The organism is Corallincola platygyrae (genome assembly GCF_039544265.1).
Classification (GTDB): Bacteria; Pseudomonadota; Gammaproteobacteria; order Enterobacterales; family Neiellaceae; genus Corallincola; species Corallincola platygyrae.
Genome location: NZ_BAABLI010000034.1, coordinates 99,664 through 125,836, shown reverse-complemented (window position 1 = coordinate 125,836; position 26,173 = coordinate 99,664). Strand labels below are relative to the sequence as shown.

The window sequence follows — 26,173 nt, the reverse complement described above, 5'->3', positions numbered from 1 at the left end:
ACTTAAGGAGGCTGAGAGTGGAAATGGATAGTACCAATTGTCAGTAGTGGATGGTTCGAATCTTCAAAACTAATTGAAAGCCATCACACTGATAGCGCATGTGTTGCTTACTTAACATTTACAATAAAAAAACGGCTTCCGAAGAAGCCGTTTTTTGTTAGAGCTTAACGCCGTTTCGACCAGCTTTTTCCCGAATATAAGCCGTCCAGCTTGTTGCTGACTTCTTAGTCTTGGGATACTCCTTGGCCTTGAGTACGCTTGCATAAGCTTTACGATAGTCGCCTTTATACAAATAGGCTTCCACCAAGCTCATGTAGATTCGACCGGGGTTCTTAGCTCCCAGTTCAAGCGCCTTCTCATAGGCAACAGCCGCATCACCATATGCTTGGCTTTGCAGGTGCAAGTTAGCCAGCTTACGCCAGTAACTCGGATCACCAGTCAACTCTGCCACCGCTTGATAATATTCAGCTGCTTTTTTGATCTCTTTCGCTGAATGCCAAGTGTTTGCAAGAACGGACAAGCTTTGCTCATCTTTCTCAAGCAAACCAGAGCTCAAATATTTCTCTTGGATCTGCGCAGATTTGTATGGCATGCCGTTGGTTGCATACAATTGTGCAAGGGCTTTAATCTCGTTAGGCTTTTCCAAATAGTTTTGCTTGTACGCTAACTCCATGGTTGAGAGTGCTTTTTCGTACTCATCAACCATCATGTAGAACATACCTAACTGAGCCCACCAGCGCTTATCTTCAGGAAAGATATTGACCAGTTGCTCAAGCACTCTCACGCTGCTCTTGAAATCTTTCTGCTCATAATAAGAAGAAAGCTTCAACACGTATGCATTTTTCTCAGGCTTTTCAGAAACTGCAATGGCTCTATCGATTGGTGCAATCATGTCAGAAAAGCGACCGATCTGATAGTAAGCCTGTGCCTTACGCAGGTACACGGCAGTTTCTTCTTTACCGGTGAACTCCATCCACGCGTCATAAGAAGCGATAGCATCTGCATACTTCTCAGTCTGCATTTGCAAGTCAGCCAAAAGCCTTAGCGTTTGAGCCTGTTCTGCCGTATTCAAAATGTCAGGTGCTACTGCCGCCTTCAACAGCTCAACGGCTTTACCCGCCTGACCTTCCTGTAAGGCGTACATATTACCTAAGAAACGGTCAATATAGGCCTTGTCATACGACTTGCTTGCTTTCTTTTTGACATCGAGCAGGATTTCAATCGCTGCCGGGATATCGTTATTCTCGGAAAAAGCTTCGAATGCTCTAGTAACTTTTTTGCCGACAGTTGGAGACAGTAGCTGAGTTTTCCGCTTTTTATGCTTCTCAGCCACAGGGTCTTTTTTATTGTCAGCAGCAGCTGCGTCAAAGCTGGGAACATACCCAATGGCAACGGCAGTAGCTAAGGCAATACCAAGAACAAAATTTTTCTTAATATGCATCAGTTGCCTCCATCAAGAGAGAAGTCAAGCTGCACAACTATACCAGGTTGCTCAACTGCCTTTCCGTCTTCGAATTTAGGATCATATACCCACTTACGCAAAGCACGCTTAGCGTTTTTATCAAACACGCGCCTCGGCTCAGCATCTATCACCTTAATATCTTTCGGGCGGCCATCAGTGCCGATAGTGAATCGAAGCTTAACCCAACCTTCGATGCCATCTCGAGCAGCCTTCGCTGGATAGTCAGGTGGAATACGCACTTTAGGAGTAGCGTCACCTTCCTTCTTGAGTACCCCAGGGCTACCCATACCACCAGAGTCTGACGAAATGTCGACAGCAGGTACGTCCAATGAAATACCAGGGGCTGAATTATCAACCGGATCTGGTTCCACCGGAGGCGCCTTAGGCGGCTGCTTTGGCGGAGGCGGCGGCGGAGGTGGAACGCGACGACGCTCCTGCACAGCCGACTTAGGCTTGTCCATCACAATATCGATCACGGGTGTTGGCGCACCCGCTTCGTGCCGCTTTGGCCCCCCACCAATCAGGGCGGCCATAAATACGAACAGACCGAAGGTGACGGCTACGCCCAATAACAGGGAAATCAGTAACCGTACCATAGTTAGTTGTTCTCCGCGGCAACCGATATCTTGTCGATACCCGCCTGCTTAATCTGATCCATGACCTTCACAACAACGCCGTGTTTAGCTTCAACGTCGGCTTGGATCACTACAGTGTCAGTAGGCTGTTCAGCCAGCATACGTTCGATGTTCGCGCCTACGCGCTCCACGTCAACCATACGCTTATCCATCCAAATTTCGCCGTTTTCACGGACGGCAATAAAGATGTTGGCATTTTTCTGTTTGCTTGCAGTACTCGCCTTAGGACGAAGAACTTCAATACCCGCTTCTTTCACAAAAGAGGTAGTAACAATGAAGAAGATAAGCATGATGAACACGATGTCGAGCATCGGCGTCATATCAATACCAGCTTCTTCTTCTTGGCTTCTATGTTTACGTGCCATCTCAAAATCTCTCTTTAATGATGCGGCAAGCTGTCAATCAAGCTCTCTTTGGCCACTTTTACTTTGGCCTCCAGGCGTGAACTAAAAAATACGCCTGATAATGCAGCAACCATGCCCGCCATAGTCGGTACGGTTGCCATAGAGATACCTGATGCCATCAAACGTGGGTTACCTGTCCCTTGTACCGCCATAATTTCAAATACAGCGATCATACCGGTAACAGTACCCAACAACCCGATCAGTGGACATACGGCCACCAGGGTTTTGATTAACAGCATGCGAGCGTTCAGCTTTTCAGCCGCTTCGGAAATCCAGGCCTCACGGATCCTGTGTGCGTACCAAGATGTGGTATCCGCGCGAGAATCCCAGTCCGAAACAATTTGTTTACGAACGCGAGGAAACTCGACGTAAAGGAACCAGTATCTTTCGATCATCAGTACCCACATTAGGAAGAGCGCGGCCGCAACGATCCAGAGGACGTCACCGCCAGTAGCGATGAAGTTCCTGACAGATTCCCAAAGCTCCATCAGGTAAATCATCATTAGGCCTTCTCCTGCTCCGCGTGTGCAGCAACGATGCCTGCACTTTGCTCATCCAGCACTTGAACAATGCTCTTACTGCGCGCAGCAACCAAGCTATGAACAAGGATCAGAGGCAATGCCGCGATAAGACCTTGAGCTGTAGTTACGAGAGCCATAGAGATTGAACCAGCCATTACTTTCGGGTCACCAGTACCAAACAGGGTGATTGACTCAAACGTCTTAATCATACCTGTTACGGTACCCAACAGACCCAATAGTGGGGCGATGGCTGCGAGGATTTTGATGATAGCAACGCCGCGTTCGATTCGAGGAGTCTCGCGCAATACGGCTTCATCAAGTTTGAGTTCAAGGTTTTCAGTATCTGAAGCCTTGTTCTCTTGGTAAACCTTAAGAATACGACCCAGCGGGTTGCCTTCGCTAGGTGTAGAAGTGTCCTTCAGCTGACGACGGATCTTGGCACCGATGAAACCAAGCGTGATGAAGCGCTCGATAGCAATCAGGAAGCCCAATGCCAATACACCGGTAATGATGTAACCAACGACACCGCCCTGGTGATAGCGCTCTGTCAGCGTAGCTTTGGCAGTTTGCAGCCCCAGAATCAGACCTTGTGATGGGTCGATATAAAGAGGCTCAAAGCCCTCGGTATGAGAGTTAAAGGCCGGTACAAGACCAACAACATAACCATCAGGCTGACGGCCCAGAGGCTGTACTGTGCCAGTGTCAGCACCGAACAACAGGTACTTGTCTTCAGCCAATAGGTTGAAAGTACCAACACGTGTCACAGCTTGTTCTGTGCTACCACCTTCTAACTCAACAACTTCAGAATTGAACTTAACAACTTTACCGGATTCAGTCATTTCAGTCTGAAGTGCAAACCAAAGCTCTTCAAGCTCAGTCAAAGTAGGTAGTTCTTTTGCTTCAGCAAGCTTAGAAAGCAATTCACCACGGCCTTTGTATTGAGCACTTACGATTGAAGTAGAGATGCGACCAACGGTGTCACCGGCAGCCTGGCGAACAACACCAAACATTTCACCCAGTGTACCTTTCGCATTCTCCAGCTCTGTTTCTTTCTCTACCAGAGCAAGCTCATTAGCGTTAAATTGCTTTTGCAAGCGCACCTGACGAGCTTCTTCAGCTGCCTGCGCTTTCTTTGCTTTCTTCAAAAGAGCTAATTTGTCAGCACGCTCCGATAGGAACTCCTGCTCACGCTCTTTGTTAAGCTTACGCTCACTAATGCGATCTTTTTTGACCTGCTGTAACAATTGGTCCAAGTTGCCAACGTTCGCTGATACTGGCGCAACGGCCATCATCATAGCAGCAGCGACAGAAATGCTAGCTAGTACTTTTCTCATTGTGCAATCTCCGCAGCTTTAACAGGAAGCTTAATCAGATCTACCGCGGCCTGCTTACGAGCCATACGAATAGCTTGGGTAATCGGGTTCAGATACTCATCACCGAGCTCTTGCCACGCACGGGCATCGTTGTCCCAAACCCAAGCACTTTTCTGATCGAGAGACTGAGCTACAAATACAACGCGGCCGAGATGGAACAGGTCAACAGTAACGTTGTTACCGTCTAGTTCCAGCTCACCTTGATATGAAGCAATCTTGTTACCGTAATCGTTTTCGATCTGATAAGCCTCAAGTACCTGACGGTATTTCTCTGATGTTGTTACATCAGAACGCCCCATCAGTTCACGCAGACGCTCAACACGCTCTTTACGGTCTTTGATAAGAATTGGCACATCCAATTGGATGAATTGCTCTAACGTATCGATCATACGATACATTAAAGGTACAACACCTTGCTTAGTGTCTTCGATGCCATCAATCTGCTTTTGCAGTGAAGCCAGCACAGCGTTTTGGTCGTTAACCAAACGCTGAAGGTGATCATTGTAGACTTTAAGGTTTTCAGTCTGATCGACAACTTCACGATACTCGGCAAGCAGATCTTGGCTCTGCTCGTACAAGCTATCGATTTTCTGTTGTGATTTTGCTGCTTCTTTGTGAATGCGGCCTGATTCTGCCTGGACATCAGAAAGAGGCTCAGCGGAAACGCTCATCGCGGAAAGAGCAAAGGCCCCTGCCAGCGCTGATGCGATCAAGCTTTTTTTGCTTACTCTGGACATAGTTCCCAACCAACTATTGGCGTTAAAATTTCCATGATCTTAGTCATGGGTTTTTGGCTATTGTCTTTGTTATAGATTATTTATGCGGTTCCCCGCACAACAACTGGCAAATCCTCTTAGATCTGACCCTTAATGTCAATAAATCCTGCCAATCGATTATTACTTGCTGGCAACATTTTTAGACAGTAGCTGAAGCGAATTGTTAAGAGCCCTAATCAAACCAACAATTAAAAGCAATGGTTACTCGCTTGTCCTGTCCCATAAAAGGACTTACTTCATGCATGAGATGGCTTGGGAAGAGTACCAGCTTAGATACTTCAGGCTCTATCACAAACGTATTTTGACTGAACGGCCCCTTTAACGACCCATTCCCCCTGTCCCTGTGCATCTTTACGCCAGGATTTGGCGTAAGAAACTTAACCCGACCACTGTCAGAAAAGTCGGATGGTTTTTCACCTGGAGAAACGAAATAGATCCCTGACCAGCTCGCGTTTGGGTGATTGTGGTGCGATATATAGCCTCCCTTAGACGTTACGTGAAACCAGCTGTGGAACCTAGGTTTAAGCCGCGCCGCCTCAGACTGAGTGTAACCATTCAGGTGTGCAACAGCAGGCAATAGGGTTCTCAATATAAACTGTCTCAGCTCTTTAACAGCATGGTTATCGACCTCAAGAAAATTCCACTCAGACTCATAAATATTGATTTGATTCGTCGGGACCGGCTCCTCCGCTTTGTATGTACCGGATTTTTCCCAACTAAGGCAAAGGTCCAGTAGTTCAGTATTTAGCCCCCTTGGTGCTTCAAACCTTGCTTGAATAATAGGTACCGCAAAGTGCATTCCTATATGAACTGATGACATTGAAACCTCTTTGCATAACTCTTCGTCAAACCTTCAACATACCAACACCCTTAGCGCAACAAACTAATGGCAATTCTGCCTCTATCACTCAGGATTCATAACAATCTCAGTATGTCTTAGTCAAAAAAAAAAGGGCGGACAAATGTCCACCCTTATTTAGCATTGCTTCAACAACTTTTAGAAGTTGATCTGCGTGCTCAGATACCAGCGGCGACCCACCAAGTCGTAGGTGTAGATATCTGTGTTAGAGTCGTTGTAGCTTACGTAGTACGGAGGCTCTTCATCCCAAAGGTTGTTGATACCTGTTTGTACGCGGATGTTGTCGCTGAAGTTGTAACCAAACGATACATCGTGGTACCAAACTTCATCAACTTCCAGGTTGCCTGGATCAGCGTAGTCATTAGGATCTTCACCAAACAGAGCTTTCGCTTCGTCTGTCATGGAGTCAATGTAACGGATCTGGTAGAACGCATCCCACTGATCGCCCGCTACGTTCAAGCCTAGGTTAGATTTCCACTCTGGAGTAGAACCTGCACCGAAGGTCACAACACCAACATAGTCATACTTGGTTCCATCTGGAGTAGTTTCTTCAAACTTATCAACCCAAGTAGTATCCCAGCTCACAGTCCAATCCAGACCTGTTGCTTGGAAGTTATAACGTACGTTGAAGTCCACACCTGCAGTTTCAAGCTTGGCAGCGTTCTCATTCAAGAACAGGATACCATCTACTTCACCATCAGCGAGACGAGTGAAGTCTCCACAGTAGTTACCTGTACCGCCCAGGCCACCGTCATCAGATGCGTAGCACTGATTGAGCTTGGTTGTTGGGTCGATACTTGTAATAGCATCGTCAATTTCAATGCTGTAGTAATCAACGGTCAGAGACAGACCATCTACCATGCCATCGAAATCAGCAACGAAGCCAGCAGTGAAGATATCAGCCACTTCTGGGTTCAGTTCTTCATTACCACCAGCAATTGCACGAACCTGTCCATCTTGTTGCTCAAAACCAGACGCAACATCATTCATACAGTTTTGGTATGTGTTGCTGGCAGGATCAAGATCTTCCCAGTTGCTACATGGATCAGTGTAGCCTTCGTATGAATCGCCATTACCACCGAACAATTCAGGGATACTTGGAGCGCGGAACGCATCTTTTGTGAACTTAGAGCGAACCATGAAGTTATCATTGATTTCCCAAGTTGCACCAATGTTCCAAGTACTGTCTGAACCGAAAGTAGAGTAGTCGAAGTAACGCATAGCCGTAGTAACGTCTAAACGCTTAACGCCTGGCAAATCTTCCAGAACTGGAATTGCCAGTTCGATATATGCTTCGTCTACAGAGTATTCACCTTCAGTAGGTAGTGCAGCATTACCGCCACCGATACCGTACTGAGACAGGACGTCTGGGTTATCTGAACCAGTTTCACGACGATGCTCTACACCGAAAGCGAAACCAAGCATACCTGCTGGCAGTTCAAAGATTTCACCAGCGATATTAGCGCCGTACAGTTCCTGACTGTTGTGACCAGTATCTACTTCAGTGTATGAAACGTAGTTAGCAGCTGCAGCCAACTGATCGTCGGTCATGTGACCAACACCGAACCAGTTTGCACATGGGATTTCGTCAATACCGTTACCACCTTCGATACAGACTGATTCGTCCATAGTTTGGGCGAAACGCTCTTTGTTAACCTGGCCTTTAACTTTCGCAGTACCATTGTTACGAGCGTACTGGTAGAAAACTTCCCAGTCGAATGTAGTATCAAGCGCGTCAAATGCACCGTTGAAACCTGTAACCAACCGATAGGTGTCAACTTCCTGCTCGAATTGACGAGGACCGATGTCAACCATACGACGTGTATTCATGTTCACGTCATACTCATCGTTCTCATCCCAAACGCCGTCACCGTTTACGTCATTGAAGAAACCGTTCTGAGAGAACCATCCATCATGCGTAGTAGGGTTGTAGAAAGAACCAGCGGTTGAAGTACCGAGACCATCTGGACGAGTAGGCGCCATCTGCTGATTAGAGCGACGGTTAGTGTACATACCTTCAGCAAAAACACTTAACTCGTCTGAAATTTCATAGTTACCCAGGAAGTTCAGCTGAACGCGGCTCTGAGGAGTTTCAAGGTAAGACGCTGATGAGTAGTTATAGCTATCTTCAAAGAAGCTGTATGGCTTGTAGCTCTGGCCACCTGCAGGTACAGGATCCAAGTTCTGGCCACCTGGCAGCCAAGTCATTTGTGGGTTATCAGGAGTACCGTCACCGTCTGAATCGTATCCGATGATGTTACCACGGCCACCAATCACACCAGATGAACCACCGCAGAATTTGTCAAGTTTACCGTCACCATCAAGGTCAAGGAACTCGAAATAAGGACATTCAGAGTAACTTCTGTCAGCCTGACGAACCTCTTCTTTGTTGTAATAAGTCGCGTTTACAACGAAGTGACCACGGTCAAAACTTTGGCCAAGGGTCGCACTCAATGTGCCTTCTTCACCATCATCTTCAAACGTTTCACCGTACTGAGCATCAAACTGGAAACCTTCGAAATCGTCTTTAAGGATAACGTTGATTACACCGGCGATTGCATCAGAACCGTAAACTGCAGAAGCACCATCTTTTAATACTTCGATACGTTTGATGAAGGTTACTGGAATATTGTTAAGGTCAACAGACGCGTTTGCACCAGTACCTGACATTGGGAAACGGCGACCATTTACCAACACCAGAGTACGCTCGGAGCCAAGACCACGCATGTTAGCTTCTGCTTTACCAACAGAACCGTTGTTAACGTTGGTACCCAACGCTGCACCAGCGGTTGATGTCATTTGACGAAGAGCATCGTCAATTCGGGTGATACCCTTGTCCATCAAATCCTGAGCGGAGATGATGCTTACAGGACTGGCAGTTTCCAGGTCAGTACGCTTAATACGTGAACCTGTTACCTCAATACGTTCTACTTCTTCGTCCGCTGCGAATGCAGGAACTGCGGTTGCGGCGCTCGCAAAAGCACCACCAACCATGGCTAGGCGAACAGCCGTAGCCAGCTTGCTGGATGTATACATCTGTATTTCTCCCTGGACCACTTATTTTCAAGTGTTTTTTTTATTTTCCGGCTGACTGAGCCAGTCCGGAGTTGAACAAGTTTCAACGTGCAAACCTGTTCTGTCGCATCGTGGATATAAGCACATGACTCCCTAATTGGTCAACACCATTTTTACATTTGATTAATAAATGTTTACCCGACTTTACATTCCATACGAGTACGCTACTTCTTGATAATCAACAGGTTAAAAATTAGCCGCTACTTAATTGGAGGCAGTTCTGGTGCGCATTTGCGCTAAATTGGCGCAGCGTTAACCTGCGGTGTTTCAAGGTGTAACAAAAGATTGCCTTAAAGCCCTGCACCAATCGGGGGAAATATTTCTAAAGTAGAAAGAGGGTTCAAATCGTCGACTTCTCGCCTGGTTTTTTCGTGTAATGTGGTACGCTATTTCCCTTTCCCCTATTAATTTTTATTCATGTTGGAACTCGCCCCTGAGCTACACATCTGGCTTTGGCTATGCGGTGCCGCGCTGGTCGCAGGATTTGTAGACGCAATTGCTGGTGGTGGTGGTCTGTTAACCGTCCCAGCCCTGATGTCAGCGGGACTACCTCCGCACATAGTTCTGGGTACAAACAAGCTGGCTGCGACCTTTGGCTCCTTTGCCGCCAGCCTTACCTACTATAGAAAGAAGCTATTTTCGCCACTGTTTTGGTGGAAGTCGCTGCTGACCACTGCATTGGGTGCAATAATCGGTACCTTTATGGTTGACATGTTTAGCAGCGACGTTCTGGAAAAGATGCTTCCTGTCATCATCATCCTGATAGCCATTTACACTCTCTTCCAACCTAAGATAGATAACAACGAAGGGAAATTACCCAAGGCTTCCGCCAGCCTCTCACGTAAACAGGTGTCTCAGGGAATAACCCTGGGGTTTTATGATGGTTTTGCGGGTCCGGGAACGGGAGCCTTCTGGACAGTATCAAATATGGTACTGTACAAAATAGATATCCTTTGGAGTTCCGGTGTAGCCAAAGCCATGAACTTTGTCAGTAATGCATGCTCTCTGGCGGCATTTATCTGGTTAGGCCACGTCAATTGGTTGATGGGCCTGGCGATGGGCGGATTTATTATGCTGGGCTCGTTCATTGGCGCCCATTCTGCTATTCGATTTGGTGCTAAATTTATCCGGCCCGTTTTCATCACCATGGTCATTGTAATGGCTGGAAATCTAGCATGGCGAGCTTGGTAATGAATTCAATTCAATCTGCAAACCTGGAGAAAACCAGATCCCTAATCAACGCTCTCGGAAAGAAAATAAAGAGTGAATCACTGTCAGGAAACATCTTCCACCAAGAGTTATTTGGCCCCTACTCTCTGTCACTTAAACAAGCATTCGATACCTGTTTAACTTCACTGGGTCAGTTGGAACAAGCAATTCAGTGCCACAAAAGTGAAACATTTCTGCAATATTATGCTGAACGACTTGAAGACCAGCTGCTGGCTCTTGCTCGCGCAGTTCAAATTGCGAAGCCTAACTTCCAAGGCGACGGCGATCAAAATGCTCTTGCTAAGCTCACTGAATCAATTAATAAGCATCGCGATTATGAACGGCGCTTGCTCGCACGCGTAAGGCAGTGCCAAAAGGCTGTAGAAGAAGCGCGCAGTGATCAATTCAGAGATCAGTGGCGAGGTTGGTTACATAAAGAAAAAGAGCGATTGCAGAAGTGTCGCAACGCGCTAACGCAACTGGAAGAGCAACTGACAGCGGCTCAGCGCCAACGAAGCTCACAATAGAGGATAAAATGAAAAGACTATTTCAATGTATCATCGGGATTAGCACTGCTCTTATTTGTCAGTTTGCTGTTGCCAACACGGAAGTTGATATTCCTGAGGTAATCGAAGTTATCAGCGTTGATGGTAAAGATCTTGGATTCCGCCTGCTAAACCAGCCAGAATCACTTACTTTAGCCCCCGGCGAGCACGTATTAGAGCTCAGATACAAAGATCTATTCGAGGACGATGAGGGGGCACACGCCGTTATAAAATCCGTTCCTCTTTATATCCGATTCGCTGCTATCCAGAACGGTGAGTTCTCGATAACTCTGGATGAACCCGAAGATGAAGAAGAAGCTGAGAAGTTTGCCAAGAACCCAAAAGTAGCGTTGATAAACAAACAAGATGGTCAGCCTGTTGTTTCCCGTCAGGTAACTCAGGTCAAACAGCAGCAAAACTGGTTGGCTAACCTACTGGCCCTGCCTGATAGTGAAGAAGTGTATGAAGCACCATCAGGTTCTGCCGTTGCAACGCCGGATCCAGCCACTGCGGTACCAGCAACCAAAGCCGGTGCAGTCGTAACAACACCAGCAGGAAAGTTGCCGCAGGAAGCGTCGCCAAAAGCATTGGAAATGCTCAGATATTGGTGGCAAGAAGCTGACGTTGAAACACGTCAGGCATTTATCAAAGAGATATTGAGTCAGTAACAGCACTTCTATTATCAGCCATCATTACTCGTTAAGAGTGTGATGGCTGACATTGCCAGTTCATCAAATAGTTAGCTATCTTCCAGTTATCTTTCTCGCAATAGCAGAGCTGTTAATATGAAGCTGGATTTAGATATCAAAAACTATTTTGAACACCTCGTCGCCGACCGTATTGCCAAGTTAAATATTGACGAATCCAATGACGTGGATTTCCAGTCAGATTTAATGTGCCTTGCGCTGAATCAGCTACCACCCAGGTATATCCGCCACGAAGTTGATATGGCTTTCTATCTGCCAGCCAATGAGCGTCTGCAAATGGAGATGCAGGCAAAAGATGCTGTCGAAAAGTCGTTGGGCTTTTTACGAGAAAGAGAAAACGAGAAAAACTAAAGAAAAGTGTTGGGGGTGGCGACCTTACCAGCCACACCCCGGCACACGAGTCATCTGCTGTGGCTGCTCCCTTCCGGGCCTGACCAGATTCACAAACTATCGTTGCGGGGGGACCAATAAGGCCACCATAACACAGCCCCGAAAGGCGCGGCGACTATAGCGTAAAGCCGCCGCGATATGCAAGTATCAAAGTCGTGATTTACAAAAAGTCGCCCAGTTTATCTTTCAACGATTTGAGCTTCTCGTTTTCCTTAAGCTTTTCGTCCAGTTTCCCTTCTAAATCACCCTTAAGTTTTTGGCTCATCGCCGATTCCAAATCCAATGAAATGTCAGGCGCGGTCATAGCACCGGATATATGCAGCGGGATCTCAACATCGGTCAGGTCATCGGTGCCTTTACCTCCCTGCCCTTCCAGGCTGGCAACAAGCGCCACCAACAGACGATAATCCATATCCTCTTTCAGTAAATTGACATTGCCTTTACCGTTGAGCCTAAGCAGCGGCGACATCATAAGAAGATCTGGGTTGGTAACTGAGCCATCTTTAATGTTGAAAGAACCGGTAAGAGAAGTGAAATCAGTTTTTTGAGGCGCATTTTGTTCAGCTTCGCTACCAGTCAATGTGGCATAAGTCGAACGGATCAAGTGAGGCACGTTGATGCCATTAACCGCACCGTCTTTGAATTCAAAATTCCCCCTGCCCTGCGCTTTCGCTTTGACTGCATCAGGTGTCAAACCGACCCCTTTCACCCGCATGCTCACGCTGGCTTTACCTGAAATAAGTTCTTTCTCTGCCAATGCTTTCACCAGAGGCAACGCCTCTACATCGCGAACCTGAGAACTCAACTCGTAACTTGCAGGATACGGATTACCATTCACATGGGCAGACAAAGCAATGTCGCCGCCATAAAATTTAGCCAGAAGCGGCGCAACGCTGGCTTGGCCCTCTGAAATTTTGACTGCCAACGATAGGTCCTGAACTTCCAGCCCACTCGCTTTGAGCAGTTTCACTGCCAGCGTGCCGGAAACATCTAACCCTTTAAGCCCTTGTAGATTGGGCTCCTCAGCTGGCCCAGCAGGAGCACCTTCCTCGTCAGCATGTTCAGCCTGACCTTCCTGTTGTGGTGGTAGCAATGCGTCAACATCAATGAGATCAGAGGCCAGCTCAAATCGAACAACTGGCACCGAATGATGGGCCACGGATAAACTGCCATCCAGGCGCTGACCATCAAGATCAATCGTTAACGGCTTGAGTGAAGCGAGCTTGTCTTCAAGCAGGTAGTTCAAATTGGTAGAAATCTCCAGCTTCGCTTTGCCCTTAGGTAAGGCTTCGCCCTCGGCCTCCAAATTCAACTCTAAACTGCTAATCGAGATCTGGTTCTGTTGCTCTGGGATGGTCAACTCACCGGTTAGTCCCAGAGCCGCAGTTAACTCTGGCGTACTCAAATCGATCTGACAATCAAGTCTTCCCTTCATACCTGCAGCAACCGGCCCCAGGAAACACTGCTCTACGACAACTTGTTGGCGTGTGTTGGCTGTTAAGTCTTCGGAAACCAGTGATAAATCGCTGAGCGATACACCTCCAAGGTAAAAACCGTTAGGAAGTAGTGACTTTTCAGCGGCCGGAGCCTGCGGCTCTTCAGGCTTATCCACTTCAGGCTCTGACTCTGAAGCTAGGTCATCTAGGTTAGTTACCCCGTCCTTGGTCTGGATACGAAGAGTCGCACCAGACAACGCGACTTCATCAATAACAATCTGCCCGCTTAGCAGAGGCATGAGATCTACCGCCACAGAAACTGATTCCACCTGCAACATGGGTTGCTCCGGAAAGCCCGCAGCATTACTCAGCGAAACGCCGTCGACGGCAAAACCGATGGATGGGAATAACTGTAAGCCGATATCTCCCTCAATACGCAGTGTCCTACCAGTATGTTGTTCCACTTGCGTAGTGATTTCTGGTTTGTATTTGTTGGGGTCAAAAATCATCAATACCACAACAATAATGGCGATCAATACGCCGACAACGATGGCTAAGCCTTTCAGTAATTTTCCCATCACGTTCACCTGATCACAGTTCCTTTCGTTAAGTGTAGGCAGAATTTGCGTTAGAATATGCCGCTAATGCAGCAAAATAAAATCATGTTAACCTTTTGAAAATGAAATAATCATTGCCGACTCAAATTTTCGAGTAGCAAGTGCGAAGTCTCAGGATGTGACAATGTTAAGAAGAGTAAGTTTACTATTGATGGCACTATTGGCTGCGCCTGTAATGGCTGAAATGCCAGATGGCGTATCTCCAATGGAGCAGGAGTGTTACCAGCAACTCGAAGGCTTTATTGTTCTGAACAATGCGCCAGAACAAGGAGAGCTGGAAGGTGTATCTCAAGTGGGCTTAAGCTCAGAAGAACTTCAGATCATCATAGATCAGGAAGGTTACTGTTCAGCATGGCAGGCATTAGTCGAATCTTATATCCGTCAGCACGGTGAGGTTTTGGACTCTGTTGAACGTATGACAGGGTTACCCACCCCGGGCAAGAAATAGATTTTTAGCGCTTTCTTGTTGATAAAAGGCCGCAGTCTCACACTGCGGTTTTTGCTTTAACCGTCGAACGTATGACTTCGGTTCGAGCAAAGTTCCCGGATAAACCAAGAATTAGCACTCAGCTAATCGACTTCGCTTAAGTTTGTACATCGAGTCGTCAGCATCTGCGAGAAGCTCTTCGGCAGTACGCTTAACCCCCAAAAACAATGATATCCCTGTGCTCACTGAGCCTTGATAGATAAGGTCATTCATCTGGAAAGGTTGCTGAATGGATGATTGAATTTTACTCGCTATTTCATCAGCATCTTTACGAGCCAGGTTCTCATCAGTTTCTAAACTCTCCAGCAGTACCACAAACTCGTCACCACCCAATCTTGCAACCGTATCGTAGTCTCGGACAACAGATTTGATGCGTTGAGCCACCTCAATCAGGTACTTGTCGCCAACCAAGTGACCATAGGCATCATTGAGAGATTTAAAGCGATCGATATCGACAAAGATCACCGCACCATATATTTGATGACGTTTGCTGATCAGTAAGGCGTGAGTCAACCGGTCATACAACATCCGTCTGTTTGCCAATCCCGTCAGTTCATCTGTTGAAGCCGCATGTTGCAACTTCTCTTCCAGCAATTTCCTGTCTGTTATGTCCGTCGAGATCCCCAATATCCCAATGATCTTTTCCGGCTCGGAAGTGCTTCTGACTGGCGTCTTTACCTCCCAATAAAACGTCTGACTACCATCAGGATTATCTACGGTTATCTCCTCCTGAGTATGCTCCCCAGCTAAAACTCTAAGATCGACTTCTCTTAAACGAGTTACCGTTTCGGGTGGAAAAAAATCGTTATCAGTGAATTCGAATAGAGTGGTCTCTGTACACCCGAAAAGGTCGAGCGTCAGACGGTTGGCATAAAGGTATTGGGAGTGTGCATTCTTGATGTAGACATATGCGGGCACGTTATCGAGCGCATACTTGAGCTGCTCAATCTCGACCTTTGCCCCATTATCAATCCGTTCTTTCATATCCAAAGCTATACAAACCTAATCAGGCAAAGTACTACTTATCTCTCTGCAATGTGTGCACATGCGAACAAAATCAAAAAGGTAAGACTCTGAAGATACGAAAAAAATCGGCTTAATTCGAAGACATAGATCAGAGATCTATAACCTGGCTACTTGGATGAGGGAAGCAAGTAGCCAAGTTGTGCGATCAAGCTGAAAGCTCGTCGCAAACCTCAGCAAAAAAAGGCTTGCGCCATGCCTGCGTTATGGCTGGCTCCCCTCGGGCCTGTTTCTCTTCTTCATCCCATTTCCATTGGTAACTGAGAAAGTCATTTAGCAGACGCTTTGACGCTACCAGTTCCACCGGAAGCCCCGTAGTTTCCGCAGCGGACTCAGCAGCCGCTCTTAGCTTCTTGAGCGCGGGTTTGTAATCGCTATAGTCGATCAAACGAGTGAGTTTTGCTGGATAGGCCTCTTCAGGCCAGGACTGACCATGTTCGATGGCCTCAAGTATCTTACTGCCGTACTTTCGAATAACCGAAGGAGGCAGGCCGCCCAACTGTCGTAGATCATGCATCGACTGCGGTTGTTTCTGCGCAAAAGCGATCAGCTGTTCATCCTTACAAACAAAACCCAGCGGTAAATCTCTCTCTCTGGCCTCTTGATTTCGCCAAACAGCCAGCTCCTGCAACACAGCCAACTCAGCGGGCTTTAACAACCAGCCGTTCTTAATATCCCTGTATTGCAATGACTTAGGTGTTTGTTTAAGCCGCTCATTCACAAAACGCTGGCACTCTTGCTGACAAGCCTCCAACCAATTCTGCGCGGTCAATTTCTCAAGCAACTGCGGGTAAATCTTAAAGAGAAAATCGACATCCAGCGCCGCGTACTCCAGCTGAGCATCAGACAGTGGCCGCTGCAGCCAGTTGGTACGTGCATGCTCTTTCGCCAGTACCTCGCCAAGCAGCAACTCCACCAGCTTGCCATAACCAGGGTTCACCGCTAATCCTGCAAAGGTGGCTGCGATCTGCGTATCGAATACAGGCGCGGGTACCACATTCAAATGGTGCCTAAACACTTCCAAATCCTCACCACAGGCATGCAGCACTTTAACGATGGATTGATCTGCCAGGATGGCGGCGAGATCCCGAAAGTCTTCGATTGGTAATGGGTCTATCAGGTAGGTACCAATATCATCGCAAATCTGAATCAAACCTAAGCGAGGATAAAGCGTTCTCTCCCTGACAAATTCAGTATCGATCGCCAGTACCTTGGCCTGACGCCACTGCTGACACAAAGCAAGAAGGCGAGTCTGGGAATCGACATATTCGGCCGATGAAAGGATATCTGTCACGGGAAACTACTTTGATTAAAAAAGGCGTTGCCCCGATCTTAACGGGGCAACACCTTTCAATAAAGCACTACGGCGTGTTTATCTTTGCCTATCAGCTAGAATCTTATCCGTAGATCAAGCTGTTTGAGCTTGCTTTAACTCCTCATCGCGAAGTTCGCGACGCAGAATTTTGCCAACATTGGTCTTTGGTAGTTCCTCACGGAACTCAACAATTTTTGGCACTTTGTAGGCGGTAAGGTTCTTACGGCAGTGGCGAATCACCTCTTCCTGGCCCAGCTTCTCGTCTCGACGAACGACAAACAACTTAACGATCTCGCCGCTGACATCATGGGGCACACCAATCGCCGCACACTCAATGACATCATTGTGCAGGGCTACCACGTCTTCAATCTCATTAGGGAACACGTTAAAGCCACTCACAAGAATCATATCTTTTTTGCGGTCAACGATGCGGAAGAAGCCCTCTTCATCACAGGTGGCAATATCCCCAGTACCAAACCAGCCGTCTTTCAGCACTTCTGCCGTAGCATCTGGGCGCTGCCAGTAGCCCTTCATTACCTGCGGCCCTTTCACCTGAAGTTCACCTGCTTCACCGATAGGCTGCTCCATGCCCTCTTCATTTACAATACGTACTTCCGTCGATGGCGCTGGAACACCAATGGTACCGCTGAAACCAGTGCAGTCGTATGGGGATACCGTCACCAACGGCGCACACTCAGTTAAACCATAACCTTCCAGCAATGGCTTACCCGTGGTTTCCTGCCAACGCTCTGCAACCGCTCGTTGCACGGCCATACCGCCGCCCAACGACAGACGCATCTGTTTGAAATTGAGTTCAGAAAAGCCTGGGGTATTTAGCAGCCCATTAAACAGGGTGTTTACGCCGGTTATCACGGTAAACGGGTACTTGGCCAACTCTTTGACAAAGTTAGGCATATCCCTTGGGTTGGTGATAAGTAAGTTCTTGGCACCTAACTGCATAAAGGTAAGCATGTTCGCGGTCAGAGCGAAGATGTGATAAAGCGGCAGCGCAGTCACCACGAACTCTTTGCCCTGCTCAAGCAGCGGCCCAATAACCTCTCGCACCTGTTCGAGGTTTGCTACCATGTTGCGGTGTGTCAGCATGGCCCCTTTCGCGACGCCAGTGGTGCCGCCGGTATACTGCAGGAAAGCCAAATCTCCACCGGTCAGTTCCGGCTTGATGTACTGCATATGTTTGCCGCGAGACAATGCACGACGCAATGACAAAGCACCCGGCAGATTGTACTTGGGCACTAAACGCTTAACGTAGCGAACAACAAAGTTAACCAATGGACGTTTAGGGCCACTTAGCTGGTCACCTAACTTGGTCAAAATAACGTGTTTAACCGGAGTCTCATCAACCACTTTTTCCAGCGTATGGGCAAAGTTCGACAAGATGACGATGGCTTTGGTGCCGGAATCGGTAAGCTGGTGCTTCAATTCTCGTGGCGTATACAAGGGGTTGACGTTTACCACCACCATGCCGGCTCGCAGAATACCGCAAAGGGCGATTGGGTATTGCAGCAGGTTTGGCATCATGACAGCAACACGATCGCCCTTCTCAAGGCCTAAATCCTGTTGCAAATACGCAGCAAAGGCGCGGGATTGTTCTTCTAGACGACGATAAGTCATCGTCTGCCCCATATTGATAAAGGCGGGTTGGTCGGCGTAACGACTAAAAGCGCCTTCAAAAATATCCAGCAGAGATGAATAGTGGTCAGGATCAATAAATTCTGAAACCCCTTTGGGGTATCGTTTTAGCCAGACCTTCTCCACGGGCTTCTCCTCATTTTCAGGCGTTTAAGACGCCACTCGTTATGATTATATGGGTGAATGTAGGGTTTGGGCATTTCACCTTAACAGGCAAGTATGCACACAAATGAGAAGAATATAAAACGCTTGTTTAAAGTATTTGCTCCAGCCCACAATTATTGGTGTCTGGATCAGGGTTTAAGAACGCTCTGACAAGTGTTGCCAGCCGATCCGCAGATTCCATATGGGGGTGGTGGCCCCCACCAATCCGCTCCAGTGTCAGCGTTTGAAACCAGGATCTTCGCTCACTGATTGCCTGCTTGACCATCTCATAGCCAGAAACACCTTCTACGACCAATGTCGGCGCCGACACTGCCCTCACCCAGGCTTCAGCCTGTGCAGGTGTCACCCTGAGTGGCGACAAGGTGCGAAGCTTAGGATCTGAGCGCCAATGCCAACCAGAATCTTTTTGCTCCAGATTACGTGTTACTAGCAACTTAGCAGCCGCCTCAGGCAGACATGGCTGTGCCGCAACACGCGCCTCAATTGCTTCTTGCTCTGTTTGATAGCTTGAAACAGCCCGTGGTTGGCGACGCCGGCTTAAAATCGCCTTACGCAGGATCTCTGGTGCTGTTTCTGGGGCCCAGGCCATGGGACCAACCGCTTCTATGGACACCAGGTGTTTAACTTTGTCAGGAAAGCTCCCTGCAAACATGGCTGCAGCCAGTCCGCCTAAACTGTGTCCCACCAAGTTCAATGGTTGGTTGCCAAACAATTGATAGAGGGCATAAACCTCATCGACATAATCGACAAAGTGATACTGCTCCTGCTTATGATAGGAGTGACCATGGCCAGGCCAATCGATTGCCAGCCAGGGTAGCTCTGGCGCGGCCTGCATCAGCGGAATAAAGCTGGCGGCATTGTCCAGCCATCCATGAAAACAGAGAATGGGTTGTGATGGTAACGCTTTATGTGTGGAAAGGGCCGCGATACTGCGGCCCTCAACATCTAGCAAATGCTCATGCATCATTTTGCGACTACTTTTTGACAAACTTCAGAGTCATGCGATCGCTCTCGCCTATCTCTAAATATTTCTCTCGGTCCTGCTCACCCAGCGCCAGCGTAGGGGGAAGCGTCCATACGCCTTTTGGATGGTCTTTGGTATCTTTGGCGTTGGCATTAATTTCCGAAGAAGCTACTAGCTCAAACCCGGCTTTTTTAGCCGCTTCGATCGTTCTTTCCTGACTGACGTAACCTGACTTAGCACGGGCTTTGTCATCATCGGTAACGGCGGAACGATGCTCAACAACGCCAAATACGCCGCCAGGTTTAAGCGCTTTATGGACGGCAGCAAACACCATCTCCATCTCGCCGTTCATTTCCCAGTTGTGCAAGTTGCGGAAAGTTAACACCATATCCGCACTGCCCTCGGGAGCAATATCCAGATGCGTAGGCGGCGCCAAAATGGTCTCTGTCACCGGGCCCCACCATGCTTTATTGGTCTCAATGGCTTCTCTATATTCTTTGCCGATCCTCGCGCGATAAGCCAAGCGGCGGTTGGATTCATCAATACCTTCTACCTGAAAACCCGCTGCAACAAACTGCCCTTCCTGTTTCAAATAAGGCGCCAGAATTTCGGTATACCAGCCACGTCCCGGCCAAAGCTCCACCACAGTCATGTCTGGTTGAATACCAAAAAACGCGAGGGTTTCGGCAGGGTGGCGATATTGGTTACGTGTGAGATTGGCTTCGGCACGACGACTATCTTCGGCCAGAACTTTTAAGGTTGCGACTTTAGGGTCCGCCTTCTCAGCAAATGCCACGGCACTACCTAACGTTAATGACGCAGCTAAAAACATCAGCGCTGACCGATTAAATCTGAGTTTCATTTTTTTCTCCCTGAAGCTTTTATTGTTTTTGTTTAAGTTGGTCTGTTGACCCTACAACTGGAAACATAAAGCAGATCACCTGCGATGTTTAATCAGCGTTGTAGCGGTACAAATAACAGATGGTTTAGGCGTAAAGATCAACACCTAAGATGTTACTAAGTTCTTCACGCTTGGGGGCCTCGTCTACTTGGCGGTATGCATCAACGGCTCTGAGATTACGATTACTAGGCTGATCGTAGCTGGTAGACTGGCTTTGCAGCAGTTGAAGTGCCAATTGTTGTTGATCAGAAACGGACGCTGAACCCGAACTTACGGGCGTGACGACAGAGGCAGCATCAACCGGTGAAGGCTGTTTTCCCGAGGTAGCAGAGCCTGTACCCGCCACATTCGAAGCAGGTAAAAAGCCAGTATCCGCTGGACCAGGGAAAGAGAAGAAAGGGTTAACAGTTTGTACTTGCACGGCCGTGTAGTGGTTAACTTTAACCTAACCACTACACCAGCTTTTTAACATTAAGGCAAGACTGCAGGCTTGGGTCTGCTAGCGTCCTGGCAGTTTTTTCCAGGTGACTTCGTTGCGCAGATAGATGGGCTCCACATCGGCGCAATCCTGCACTTCGCCCGCCAAAAGTTTTGGTAGTGCAAGCTTGGCCATGCTGGCCGCCGAAGGAAATTGAACTCTATCCGTGATCTCTAGCTCTGAAGCTAACCCTTTGAGTTGATCGCCATAGGTACCCCAGCCACTTCCAACGCCAATCCACTTCCCAGCCAGCGGCTCTGCTTGCTCAACCAGTACGTCGGGTTTGATCACTTGCTCTGGCCAACTAGGCTGACACTTGCCATCAGACACCTCATAAGCAGCCACATATATTTCTGCCATACGCGCATCAATCGCGGCAATCAACTGACGATGCTGGTGAAGTTCAGAGGCTTCCAATGCCATTGCCTCCAAGGTGGAGATGCCTATCATGGGCCGGTCAGCGCCCAGCGCCAGGCCTTGGGCAAAACCCACGCAGATCCTCACGCCGGTAAAACTACCCGGTCCACGTCCAAAGGCAATCGCATCCACATCACCAATTTTCAATTCCGCTTCTGCCAGCAGTTCATCCACCATGGGCAGCAACCGTTGGCTATGTTCTCGAGGAGAGATCGCATAACGGCTGATTAACTCTGCACCATCATACAGTGCCGCAGAACAGGCTTCGGTACAGGCATCCAGGGCCAAAATTCGGTTTTTACTCATCTGTTAGTCACTTTTATCGCCTAAGGCGAGCACATCAGGTTATTCAGTGGTTTCAGCTTTATCTGTTGTCAGCGACGCCAAAAACTCGGTGGCGCGCCCTTCTGTTCTTGTTCTCGGCATAGGCGGCAGGCTGGACAAGAAAATCTGGCCATAGCGCCGGGATACCAAGCGACCATCACAAATCATCAATACGCCTTGATCCTTTACATCTCGGATCAGTCTTCCGGCGCCCTGCTTCAAGGTTAATACGGCTTGTGGTATTTGCACTTCTGCAAAAGGGTCTCCGCCCCGTAACCGACAGTCTTCTATTCTTGCCTGCAAAAGCGGCTCATCCGGCGCGGCAAAGGGCAGCTTATCAATAATCACACAACTCAGTGTGTCACCTCGAACATCGACCCCTTCCCAAAAACTGGCGGTCGCTAGCAATACGGCATCACCAGCTTTCACAAACTGATCCAACAATAATCGCTTGGGCGCCGTACCCTGAACAAATACGGGGTGGTCAATCTGGTCCGGTAATAACTCAGCTATCTGATTCATCATCCGGTAGCTGGTAAACAGAAAGAAGCAACGCCCGCCACTGGCCTTAATCAGTGGCAATGCAGCCGCCAACAGGTCGGAGGCAGCTAATCGCGGGCCAGGCTCTGCCAGCTTTCTTGGTACATAAAGCAGGGATTGAGACTCGTAATCAAAAGGACTGGGTAAAAACAGTGTATTGGCATCTTTGAGGCCCAGTTGATCGCAGAAATGATCAAACTTCTCACCTACCTGCAAAGTCGCAGAGGTAAATACCCAACTGGCGGTCAAGTCATCCATGTGCTGACTGAAACGCTCAGCCACATTCAACGGCGTAATATGCAAAGCCACATGGCGTTTAGTGGTTTCATACCAGTAACTGAAGCCAAGCGCGCCAACATCGCACACCTTCTTCATTGCGGACTTATAGCTAGCGCCGCGCTCAAACAGTACATCCAGCTCTTTACTACGACCAATAGCCAGCTTCATCACATCATAGCCAAAGCCAATGGCATCATTCAGTCGCTCGATACCTACCTGTATCGCTTGCTCCTGACTTTTATTGCGCCAGTTACCACGTTCGGGATCAGCACCAAACAAAAGCCGAAAGTCTGCAGCGGCTTTTTCCAGCATGTCAGCCGCTTTACCCAGCTGCTTGGTATCTTTTAACTCAGTCAAATAGACGCGTCGGAGATCTTTAGACAAGTCGGATAATTGCCGGGTTGAAACATTCTCACCAAAATAACTGGCGGCGATATCAGGCAACTGGTGCGCTTCATCGAAAACGACCAATTGTGCATCAGGAATAAGCTCGCCAAAGCCTACGTCCTTTAGCACCATATCGGCCAAAAACAGGTGGTGATTCACTACCACCAAATCTGCATCTTTAGCTTTTTTTCGCGCCTTAGTGAGATAACATTTGGCGAAATCAGGACAATCTTTACCGAGACAGTTATCGACCGTGCTGGTTACGTATGGCAGTGCGCGGCTATCTTCCGCAATATCGGCCAGCTCACCGATATCCCCATCTTCGGTTTCATTACTCCAACGCTTAACTCTTACTAGCTCATCGATCAGAACCGGATCACGGATCTCCGACTGCTGAAACAGGTGCTGTTCTAATCGATAACTGCAGAGGTAGTTTGCTCTCCCCTTAAGTAATGCGATATCAATCGGCTTGCCGAGTGCGTCTCGAATCAGTGGAAGATCGCGATGAAAAAGCTGTTCCTGGAGTGCTTTGGTACCCGTCGACAAGATGACTTTTTTGCCCGACTCGATAGCCGGAACAAGATAAGCGAAGGTTTTACCCGTTCCCGTACCTGCTTCAATCACTACCTGTTTTTTATTGACAATAGCGTCACCGATGGCGGCTGCCATTTTTCGCTGTGATTCTCGAGGAGAAAAGCCTTTGATGGCCTTTGAAAGCGGACTGTCTTGTTCGAAAAAGCGCGCTACAGGGTGCAAGAATGGGCTCGACGGTTTGCAAAACGTGGGGGCATTCTACGTGAGATAAGCCCTGCCCCCAAGTGCTATCACTGGACCTTTTTCTGTTTCGCTATCTCACCGTTAACAAATACGGTATCAAAATGACTAAAGCCAATTTTGAACAGTAACTTGTTGGGGTAAACATCCTTGCGCATTGGCCACTCCAGCTCGTTATCAAATACCATACCGTACTCAGTAACGACGACGGCGTGAGGTACCTTCTTCGCATTGTAGGTAAACCAGACTTCCCCACCTATTTTCATCGCTAACGAATACGCAAAATCTTCACAGTCGCCTGCAAAGCGACTCTCAATATCAGTATAGATACGGACTTCATTAGCCTTGTCGGCAACGTAATAGAAGTTATCACGTGCTTCCTGAAACAGAGTGAGGTCTTCTTTAAGCTCCGAAAAGCTGGCATGAGCTTCTGTTCCCTGCAAAGTGAACAGCATAAGCCCACACACAATCCCAATAATTCGCATACAACGCACTTCGTTGAGAATGAGGAAGGCGTAACATAATGGATGTAAAAGGAATGTAAACAGAGCAAAATCAAATTAGCGACATACAACGCTAATATACTGTAAATCATATAGAAAAGCCGGCTTTACTTTAGAGTCTCCTAATTTTAAGCAAACAGATCTAATCCGCCGCCTCTGCCTTTTTCGTCTGGTTTTGTTTCTGACTGCTCTACTTGTTCATTATTTACGGCAGAGCCACTTGAGTGACTTTTGGTATCTCTACCTTCATTCACCTCTCCAGCATCAACAGCTTGCTCCAGCGCTTTTGCCAGACCATGTTTATTTGCGGGTAAAGCAGGTATAGAGCCTTCGGACTCCTCTTCAAACAGAGATTGCTGTGCGTGGGTCTCGTCATGAGCTTCACGCATCTGCTGTTTTAACGCATCGAGATAAGTGAGCGTTTCCAGCTGCTCTGTTTCGGTTCTATGCTCCTCATCCTTTTTGGCAATAGGGCGCTTCGTCACACGATTAACCTGCAGCTCCTGTTTCGACATTGGCCGCGTATGATTGATGTTCGGAATAAAGGGAATGAGTAAGTCCTGACTCACCTTAACCTCCCGTTGCTCTTGTGTGAAAACCAACTCCTTCTGGTTAAATTATCGTCAATTTTTGGCAAAACTTGAATTCTGCTGGCCATTTAACCCTCTGCAAGGCAGACTGCTGTTCTCAGATGCAAGGTTTTCTTCCCGTCGCCAGCCAACGAAAGCGCATCAAAAATCACTTTTTCTGCATCAATATTCGCTTTTTTATGGTTTTATGCTGAAAAAACACTTGAAATCCGCTTCAAGCTTGGTTAGCTTGAGCACTCGCGTAGGGCAGAGTGCCCATCAAACAAACGAGTAAAACGCACGGAATTAAAATGACAATCTTCCTAAGCACTGAAATTCATCACCATCATCACCACGAACAGTAGCCTTACAGGAAGATTGTTCGCTGGAGGCTATAAGAAGATGCCTTCCGGCGGTCACCGCAAATAAGACAACCCTCGGAATGCATCGCACCGAGGGTTTTTTAATTTTTGGACAAGGATAAACAGATGACTGACAACACGCGCCTTCGCATTGCGATACAGAAAAAAGGTCGCCTCAGCGATGAGTCGAAAAAGCTGCTAAAAGCTTGTGGCCTTAAGATCAACATGAAGGGCGAAAGCCTGATCGCCCATGTTGAAAATGCGCCGATAGATCTGTTACGAGTTCGCGATGACGATATTCCAGGCTTGATCATGGACGGCGTGTGTGATTTGGGTGTGGTTGGCGAAAACGTTTTAGAAGAAGAACTTCTAACCCGTCAACGTGCCGGTGAAGCCGCTGACTATGTGCCACTGCAAAAACTCGACTTTGGCGGTTGCCGCCTGTCGCTAGCCGTAGATAAAGATTTCGATTATCAGGGTCCCCAATCACTGGCTGGTAAACGTATCGCTACCACCTACCCCGAACTACTGCGTCGCTTCTTCGACGAAAAAGGCATTGAATTTGATGCCTGTCTGCTCAGCGGCTCAGTGGAAGTCGCCCCACGTGCAGGTTTAGCTGACGCCATCTGTGACTTGGTTTCCACAGGCGCAACACTGGAAGCCAATGGCCTTGTAGAGACTGATGTCATTTATCGTTCTCAAGCTCGCCTGATCCGTCGCAGTGGTGATTTCAATGCGGAAAAACAGGCTCTGCTGGATAAGCTCTTAACCCGCATGCAGGGTGTGATGCAGGCGAAAGAAACCAAGTACATCATGCTGCACGCACCAAAGACCAAGCTGGAAGAGATCACAGAGTTGTTACCAGCCGAACATCCGACTGTGATGCCTCTGGCACACGATGATGAAAACGTGGCTATTCACGTCGTCAGTACCGAAAACCTGTTCTGGGAAACCATGGAGCAGCTGAAAGCACTGGGTTGTAGCTCAATCCTGGTATTACCTATCGAGAAAATGATGGAGTAACTC

25 protein-coding genes and 1 other RNA gene are annotated in these 26,173 nt (G+C 48.0%); 6 read left to right on the top strand and 20 right to left on the bottom strand.

Going from position 1 to position 26,173, the window contains the following annotated elements; genetic code table 11:
• Positions 1-157 precede the first annotated feature (157 nt).
• The 8 genes from ABEA14_RS19100 to ABEA14_RS19065 all read right to left on the bottom strand — a co-directional run bounded on the left by ABEA14_RS19100 (position 158) and on the right by ABEA14_RS19065 (position 9,066).
• Positions 158-1,441: a tetratricopeptide repeat protein gene (locus ABEA14_RS19100; protein WP_345342413.1), complete on the bottom strand. Its 1,284-nt coding sequence runs from the start codon at positions 1,439-1,441 to the stop codon at positions 158-160.
• Entirely contained in the window at positions 1,441-2,058 is a 618-nt protein-coding gene (locus tag ABEA14_RS19095; protein ID WP_345342411.1) for an energy transducer TonB, read from the bottom strand. Before ABEA14_RS19095 ends, ABEA14_RS19100 begins: the two co-directional genes overlap by 1 nt.
• 2 nt (positions 2,059-2,060) lie before the next feature.
• Positions 2,061-2,462, bottom strand: a complete 402-nt coding sequence (locus tag ABEA14_RS19090) for an ExbD/TolR family protein (RefSeq protein ID WP_345342409.1) — start codon at positions 2,460-2,462, stop codon at positions 2,061-2,063.
• Positions 2,463-2,476: 14 nt separating this feature from the next.
• Positions 2,477-3,001 carry a MotA/TolQ/ExbB proton channel family protein gene (locus ABEA14_RS19085; protein WP_345342491.1) on the bottom strand — a complete coding sequence of 175 codons (525 nt, stop codon included), beginning with the start codon at positions 2,999-3,001 and terminating at the stop codon, positions 2,477-2,479.
• Positions 3,002-3,003: 2 nt separating this feature from the next.
• Positions 3,004-4,356 (bottom strand): MotA/TolQ/ExbB proton channel family protein, encoded by a 1,353-nt coding sequence (locus ABEA14_RS19080; RefSeq protein ID WP_345342407.1) that lies wholly within the window; start codon positions 4,354-4,356, stop codon positions 3,004-3,006.
• A complete protein-coding gene (locus ABEA14_RS19075; RefSeq protein WP_345342405.1) occupies positions 4,353-5,132 on the bottom strand; it encodes a DUF3450 domain-containing protein in 780 nt (259 codons plus the stop codon). Before ABEA14_RS19075 ends, ABEA14_RS19080 begins: the two co-directional genes overlap by 4 nt.
• Positions 5,133-5,343: 211 nt before the next feature.
• On the bottom strand, positions 5,344-5,991 hold the full coding sequence (locus tag ABEA14_RS19070) for a TIGR02466 family protein (protein ID WP_345342403.1): 648 nt from the start codon (positions 5,989-5,991) through the stop codon (positions 5,344-5,346).
• Between the two features lie 177 nt (positions 5,992-6,168).
• Positions 6,169-9,066 (bottom strand): TonB-dependent receptor domain-containing protein, encoded by a 2,898-nt coding sequence (locus tag ABEA14_RS19065; protein ID WP_345342401.1) that lies wholly within the window; start codon positions 9,064-9,066, stop codon positions 6,169-6,171.
• A gap of 456 nt (positions 9,067-9,522) precedes the next feature.
• Here ABEA14_RS19065 and ABEA14_RS19060 point away from each other — a divergent pair, with 456 nt between their 5' ends.
• The 4 genes from ABEA14_RS19060 to ABEA14_RS19045 all read left to right on the top strand — a co-directional run bounded on the left by ABEA14_RS19060 (position 9,523) and on the right by ABEA14_RS19045 (position 11,917).
• Positions 9,523-10,296, top strand: a complete 774-nt coding sequence (locus tag ABEA14_RS19060; protein ID WP_345342400.1) for a TSUP family transporter — start codon at positions 9,523-9,525, stop codon at positions 10,294-10,296.
• Positions 10,296-10,841 (top strand): primosomal replication protein PriC, encoded by a 546-nt coding sequence (priC, locus tag ABEA14_RS19055; RefSeq protein ID WP_345342398.1) that lies wholly within the window; start codon positions 10,296-10,298, stop codon positions 10,839-10,841. The genes ABEA14_RS19060 and priC overlap by 1 nt, the downstream gene beginning before the upstream one ends.
• A gap of 8 nt (positions 10,842-10,849) precedes the next feature.
• Complete coding sequence (locus ABEA14_RS19050) at positions 10,850-11,527, top strand: DUF2057 family protein (protein ID WP_345342395.1); 678 nt, start codon at positions 10,850-10,852, stop codon at positions 11,525-11,527.
• Positions 11,528-11,644: 117 nt separating this feature from the next.
• Positions 11,645-11,917: a late competence development ComFB family protein gene (locus tag ABEA14_RS19045; protein WP_345342393.1), complete on the top strand. Its 273-nt coding sequence runs from the start codon at positions 11,645-11,647 to the stop codon at positions 11,915-11,917.
• Positions 11,918-11,939: 22 nt separating this feature from the next.
• Here ABEA14_RS19045 and ffs read toward each other — a convergent pair.
• Positions 11,940-12,036, bottom strand: an RNA gene (gene ffs, locus ABEA14_RS19040) — signal recognition particle sRNA small type.
• A gap of 80 nt (positions 12,037-12,116) precedes the next feature.
• Positions 12,117-13,970, bottom strand: a complete 1,854-nt coding sequence (locus ABEA14_RS19035) for an AsmA family protein (protein WP_345342391.1) — start codon at positions 13,968-13,970, stop codon at positions 12,117-12,119.
• Between the two features lie 163 nt (positions 13,971-14,133).
• On the opposite strand from ABEA14_RS19035, the gene ABEA14_RS19030 reads away from it, so the two are divergent.
• Complete coding sequence (locus tag ABEA14_RS19030) at positions 14,134-14,457, top strand: hypothetical protein (RefSeq protein ID WP_345342389.1); 324 nt, start codon at positions 14,134-14,136, stop codon at positions 14,455-14,457.
• Between the two features lie 111 nt (positions 14,458-14,568).
• On the opposite strand, the gene ABEA14_RS19025 is transcribed toward ABEA14_RS19030, so the two are convergent.
• The 10 genes from ABEA14_RS19025 to ABEA14_RS18980 all read right to left on the bottom strand — a co-directional run bounded on the left by ABEA14_RS19025 (position 14,569) and on the right by ABEA14_RS18980 (position 24,785).
• Positions 14,569-15,480 (bottom strand): diguanylate cyclase domain-containing protein, encoded by a 912-nt coding sequence (locus ABEA14_RS19025; protein ID WP_345342387.1) that lies wholly within the window; start codon positions 15,478-15,480, stop codon positions 14,569-14,571.
• 187 nt (positions 15,481-15,667) lie between these two features.
• Positions 15,668-16,813 (bottom strand): ribonuclease D, encoded by a 1,146-nt coding sequence (gene rnd / locus ABEA14_RS19020; protein ID WP_345342385.1) that lies wholly within the window; start codon positions 16,811-16,813, stop codon positions 15,668-15,670.
• A gap of 114 nt (positions 16,814-16,927) precedes the next feature.
• On the bottom strand, positions 16,928-18,610 hold the full coding sequence (gene fadD / locus ABEA14_RS19015) for a long-chain-fatty-acid--CoA ligase FadD (protein WP_345342383.1): 1,683 nt from the start codon (positions 18,608-18,610) through the stop codon (positions 16,928-16,930).
• Between the two features lie 127 nt (positions 18,611-18,737).
• Entirely contained in the window at positions 18,738-19,616 is an 879-nt protein-coding gene (locus tag ABEA14_RS19010) for an alpha/beta fold hydrolase (protein ID WP_345342381.1), read from the bottom strand.
• 7 nt (positions 19,617-19,623) lie between these two features.
• Positions 19,624-20,475: a class I SAM-dependent methyltransferase gene (locus tag ABEA14_RS19005; protein WP_345342379.1), complete on the bottom strand. Its 852-nt coding sequence runs from the start codon at positions 20,473-20,475 to the stop codon at positions 19,624-19,626.
• 124 nt (positions 20,476-20,599) lie between these two features.
• Positions 20,600-20,935 carry a hypothetical protein gene (locus ABEA14_RS19000; protein WP_345342377.1) on the bottom strand — a complete coding sequence of 112 codons (336 nt, stop codon included), beginning with the start codon at positions 20,933-20,935 and terminating at the stop codon, positions 20,600-20,602.
• A 78-nt stretch (positions 20,936-21,013) separates the two neighbouring features.
• Positions 21,014-21,715 carry a tRNA (adenosine(37)-N6)-threonylcarbamoyltransferase complex dimerization subunit type 1 TsaB gene (tsaB, locus tag ABEA14_RS18995; RefSeq protein WP_345342375.1) on the bottom strand — a complete coding sequence of 234 codons (702 nt, stop codon included), beginning with the start codon at positions 21,713-21,715 and terminating at the stop codon, positions 21,014-21,016.
• 39 nt (positions 21,716-21,754) lie between these two features.
• Positions 21,755-23,695 carry a DNA repair helicase YoaA gene (gene yoaA / locus ABEA14_RS18990; protein ID WP_377776264.1) on the bottom strand — a complete coding sequence of 647 codons (1,941 nt, stop codon included), beginning with the start codon at positions 23,693-23,695 and terminating at the stop codon, positions 21,755-21,757.
• A 68-nt stretch (positions 23,696-23,763) separates the two neighbouring features.
• Positions 23,764-24,198 (bottom strand): hypothetical protein, encoded by a 435-nt coding sequence (locus ABEA14_RS18985; protein ID WP_345342369.1) that lies wholly within the window; start codon positions 24,196-24,198, stop codon positions 23,764-23,766.
• A 146-nt stretch (positions 24,199-24,344) separates the two neighbouring features.
• The gene (locus tag ABEA14_RS18980) at positions 24,345-24,785 is read right to left on the bottom strand and encodes a hypothetical protein (protein ID WP_345342367.1); all 441 of its coding nucleotides are present in this window, start codon (positions 24,783-24,785) and stop codon (positions 24,345-24,347) included.
• A 488-nt stretch (positions 24,786-25,273) separates the two neighbouring features.
• Here ABEA14_RS18980 and hisG point away from each other — a divergent pair, with 488 nt between their 5' ends.
• A complete protein-coding gene (hisG, locus tag ABEA14_RS18975) occupies positions 25,274-26,170 on the top strand; it encodes an ATP phosphoribosyltransferase (RefSeq protein WP_345342365.1) in 897 nt (298 codons plus the stop codon).
• The last annotated feature ends 3 nt before the right edge of the window (positions 26,171-26,173 follow it).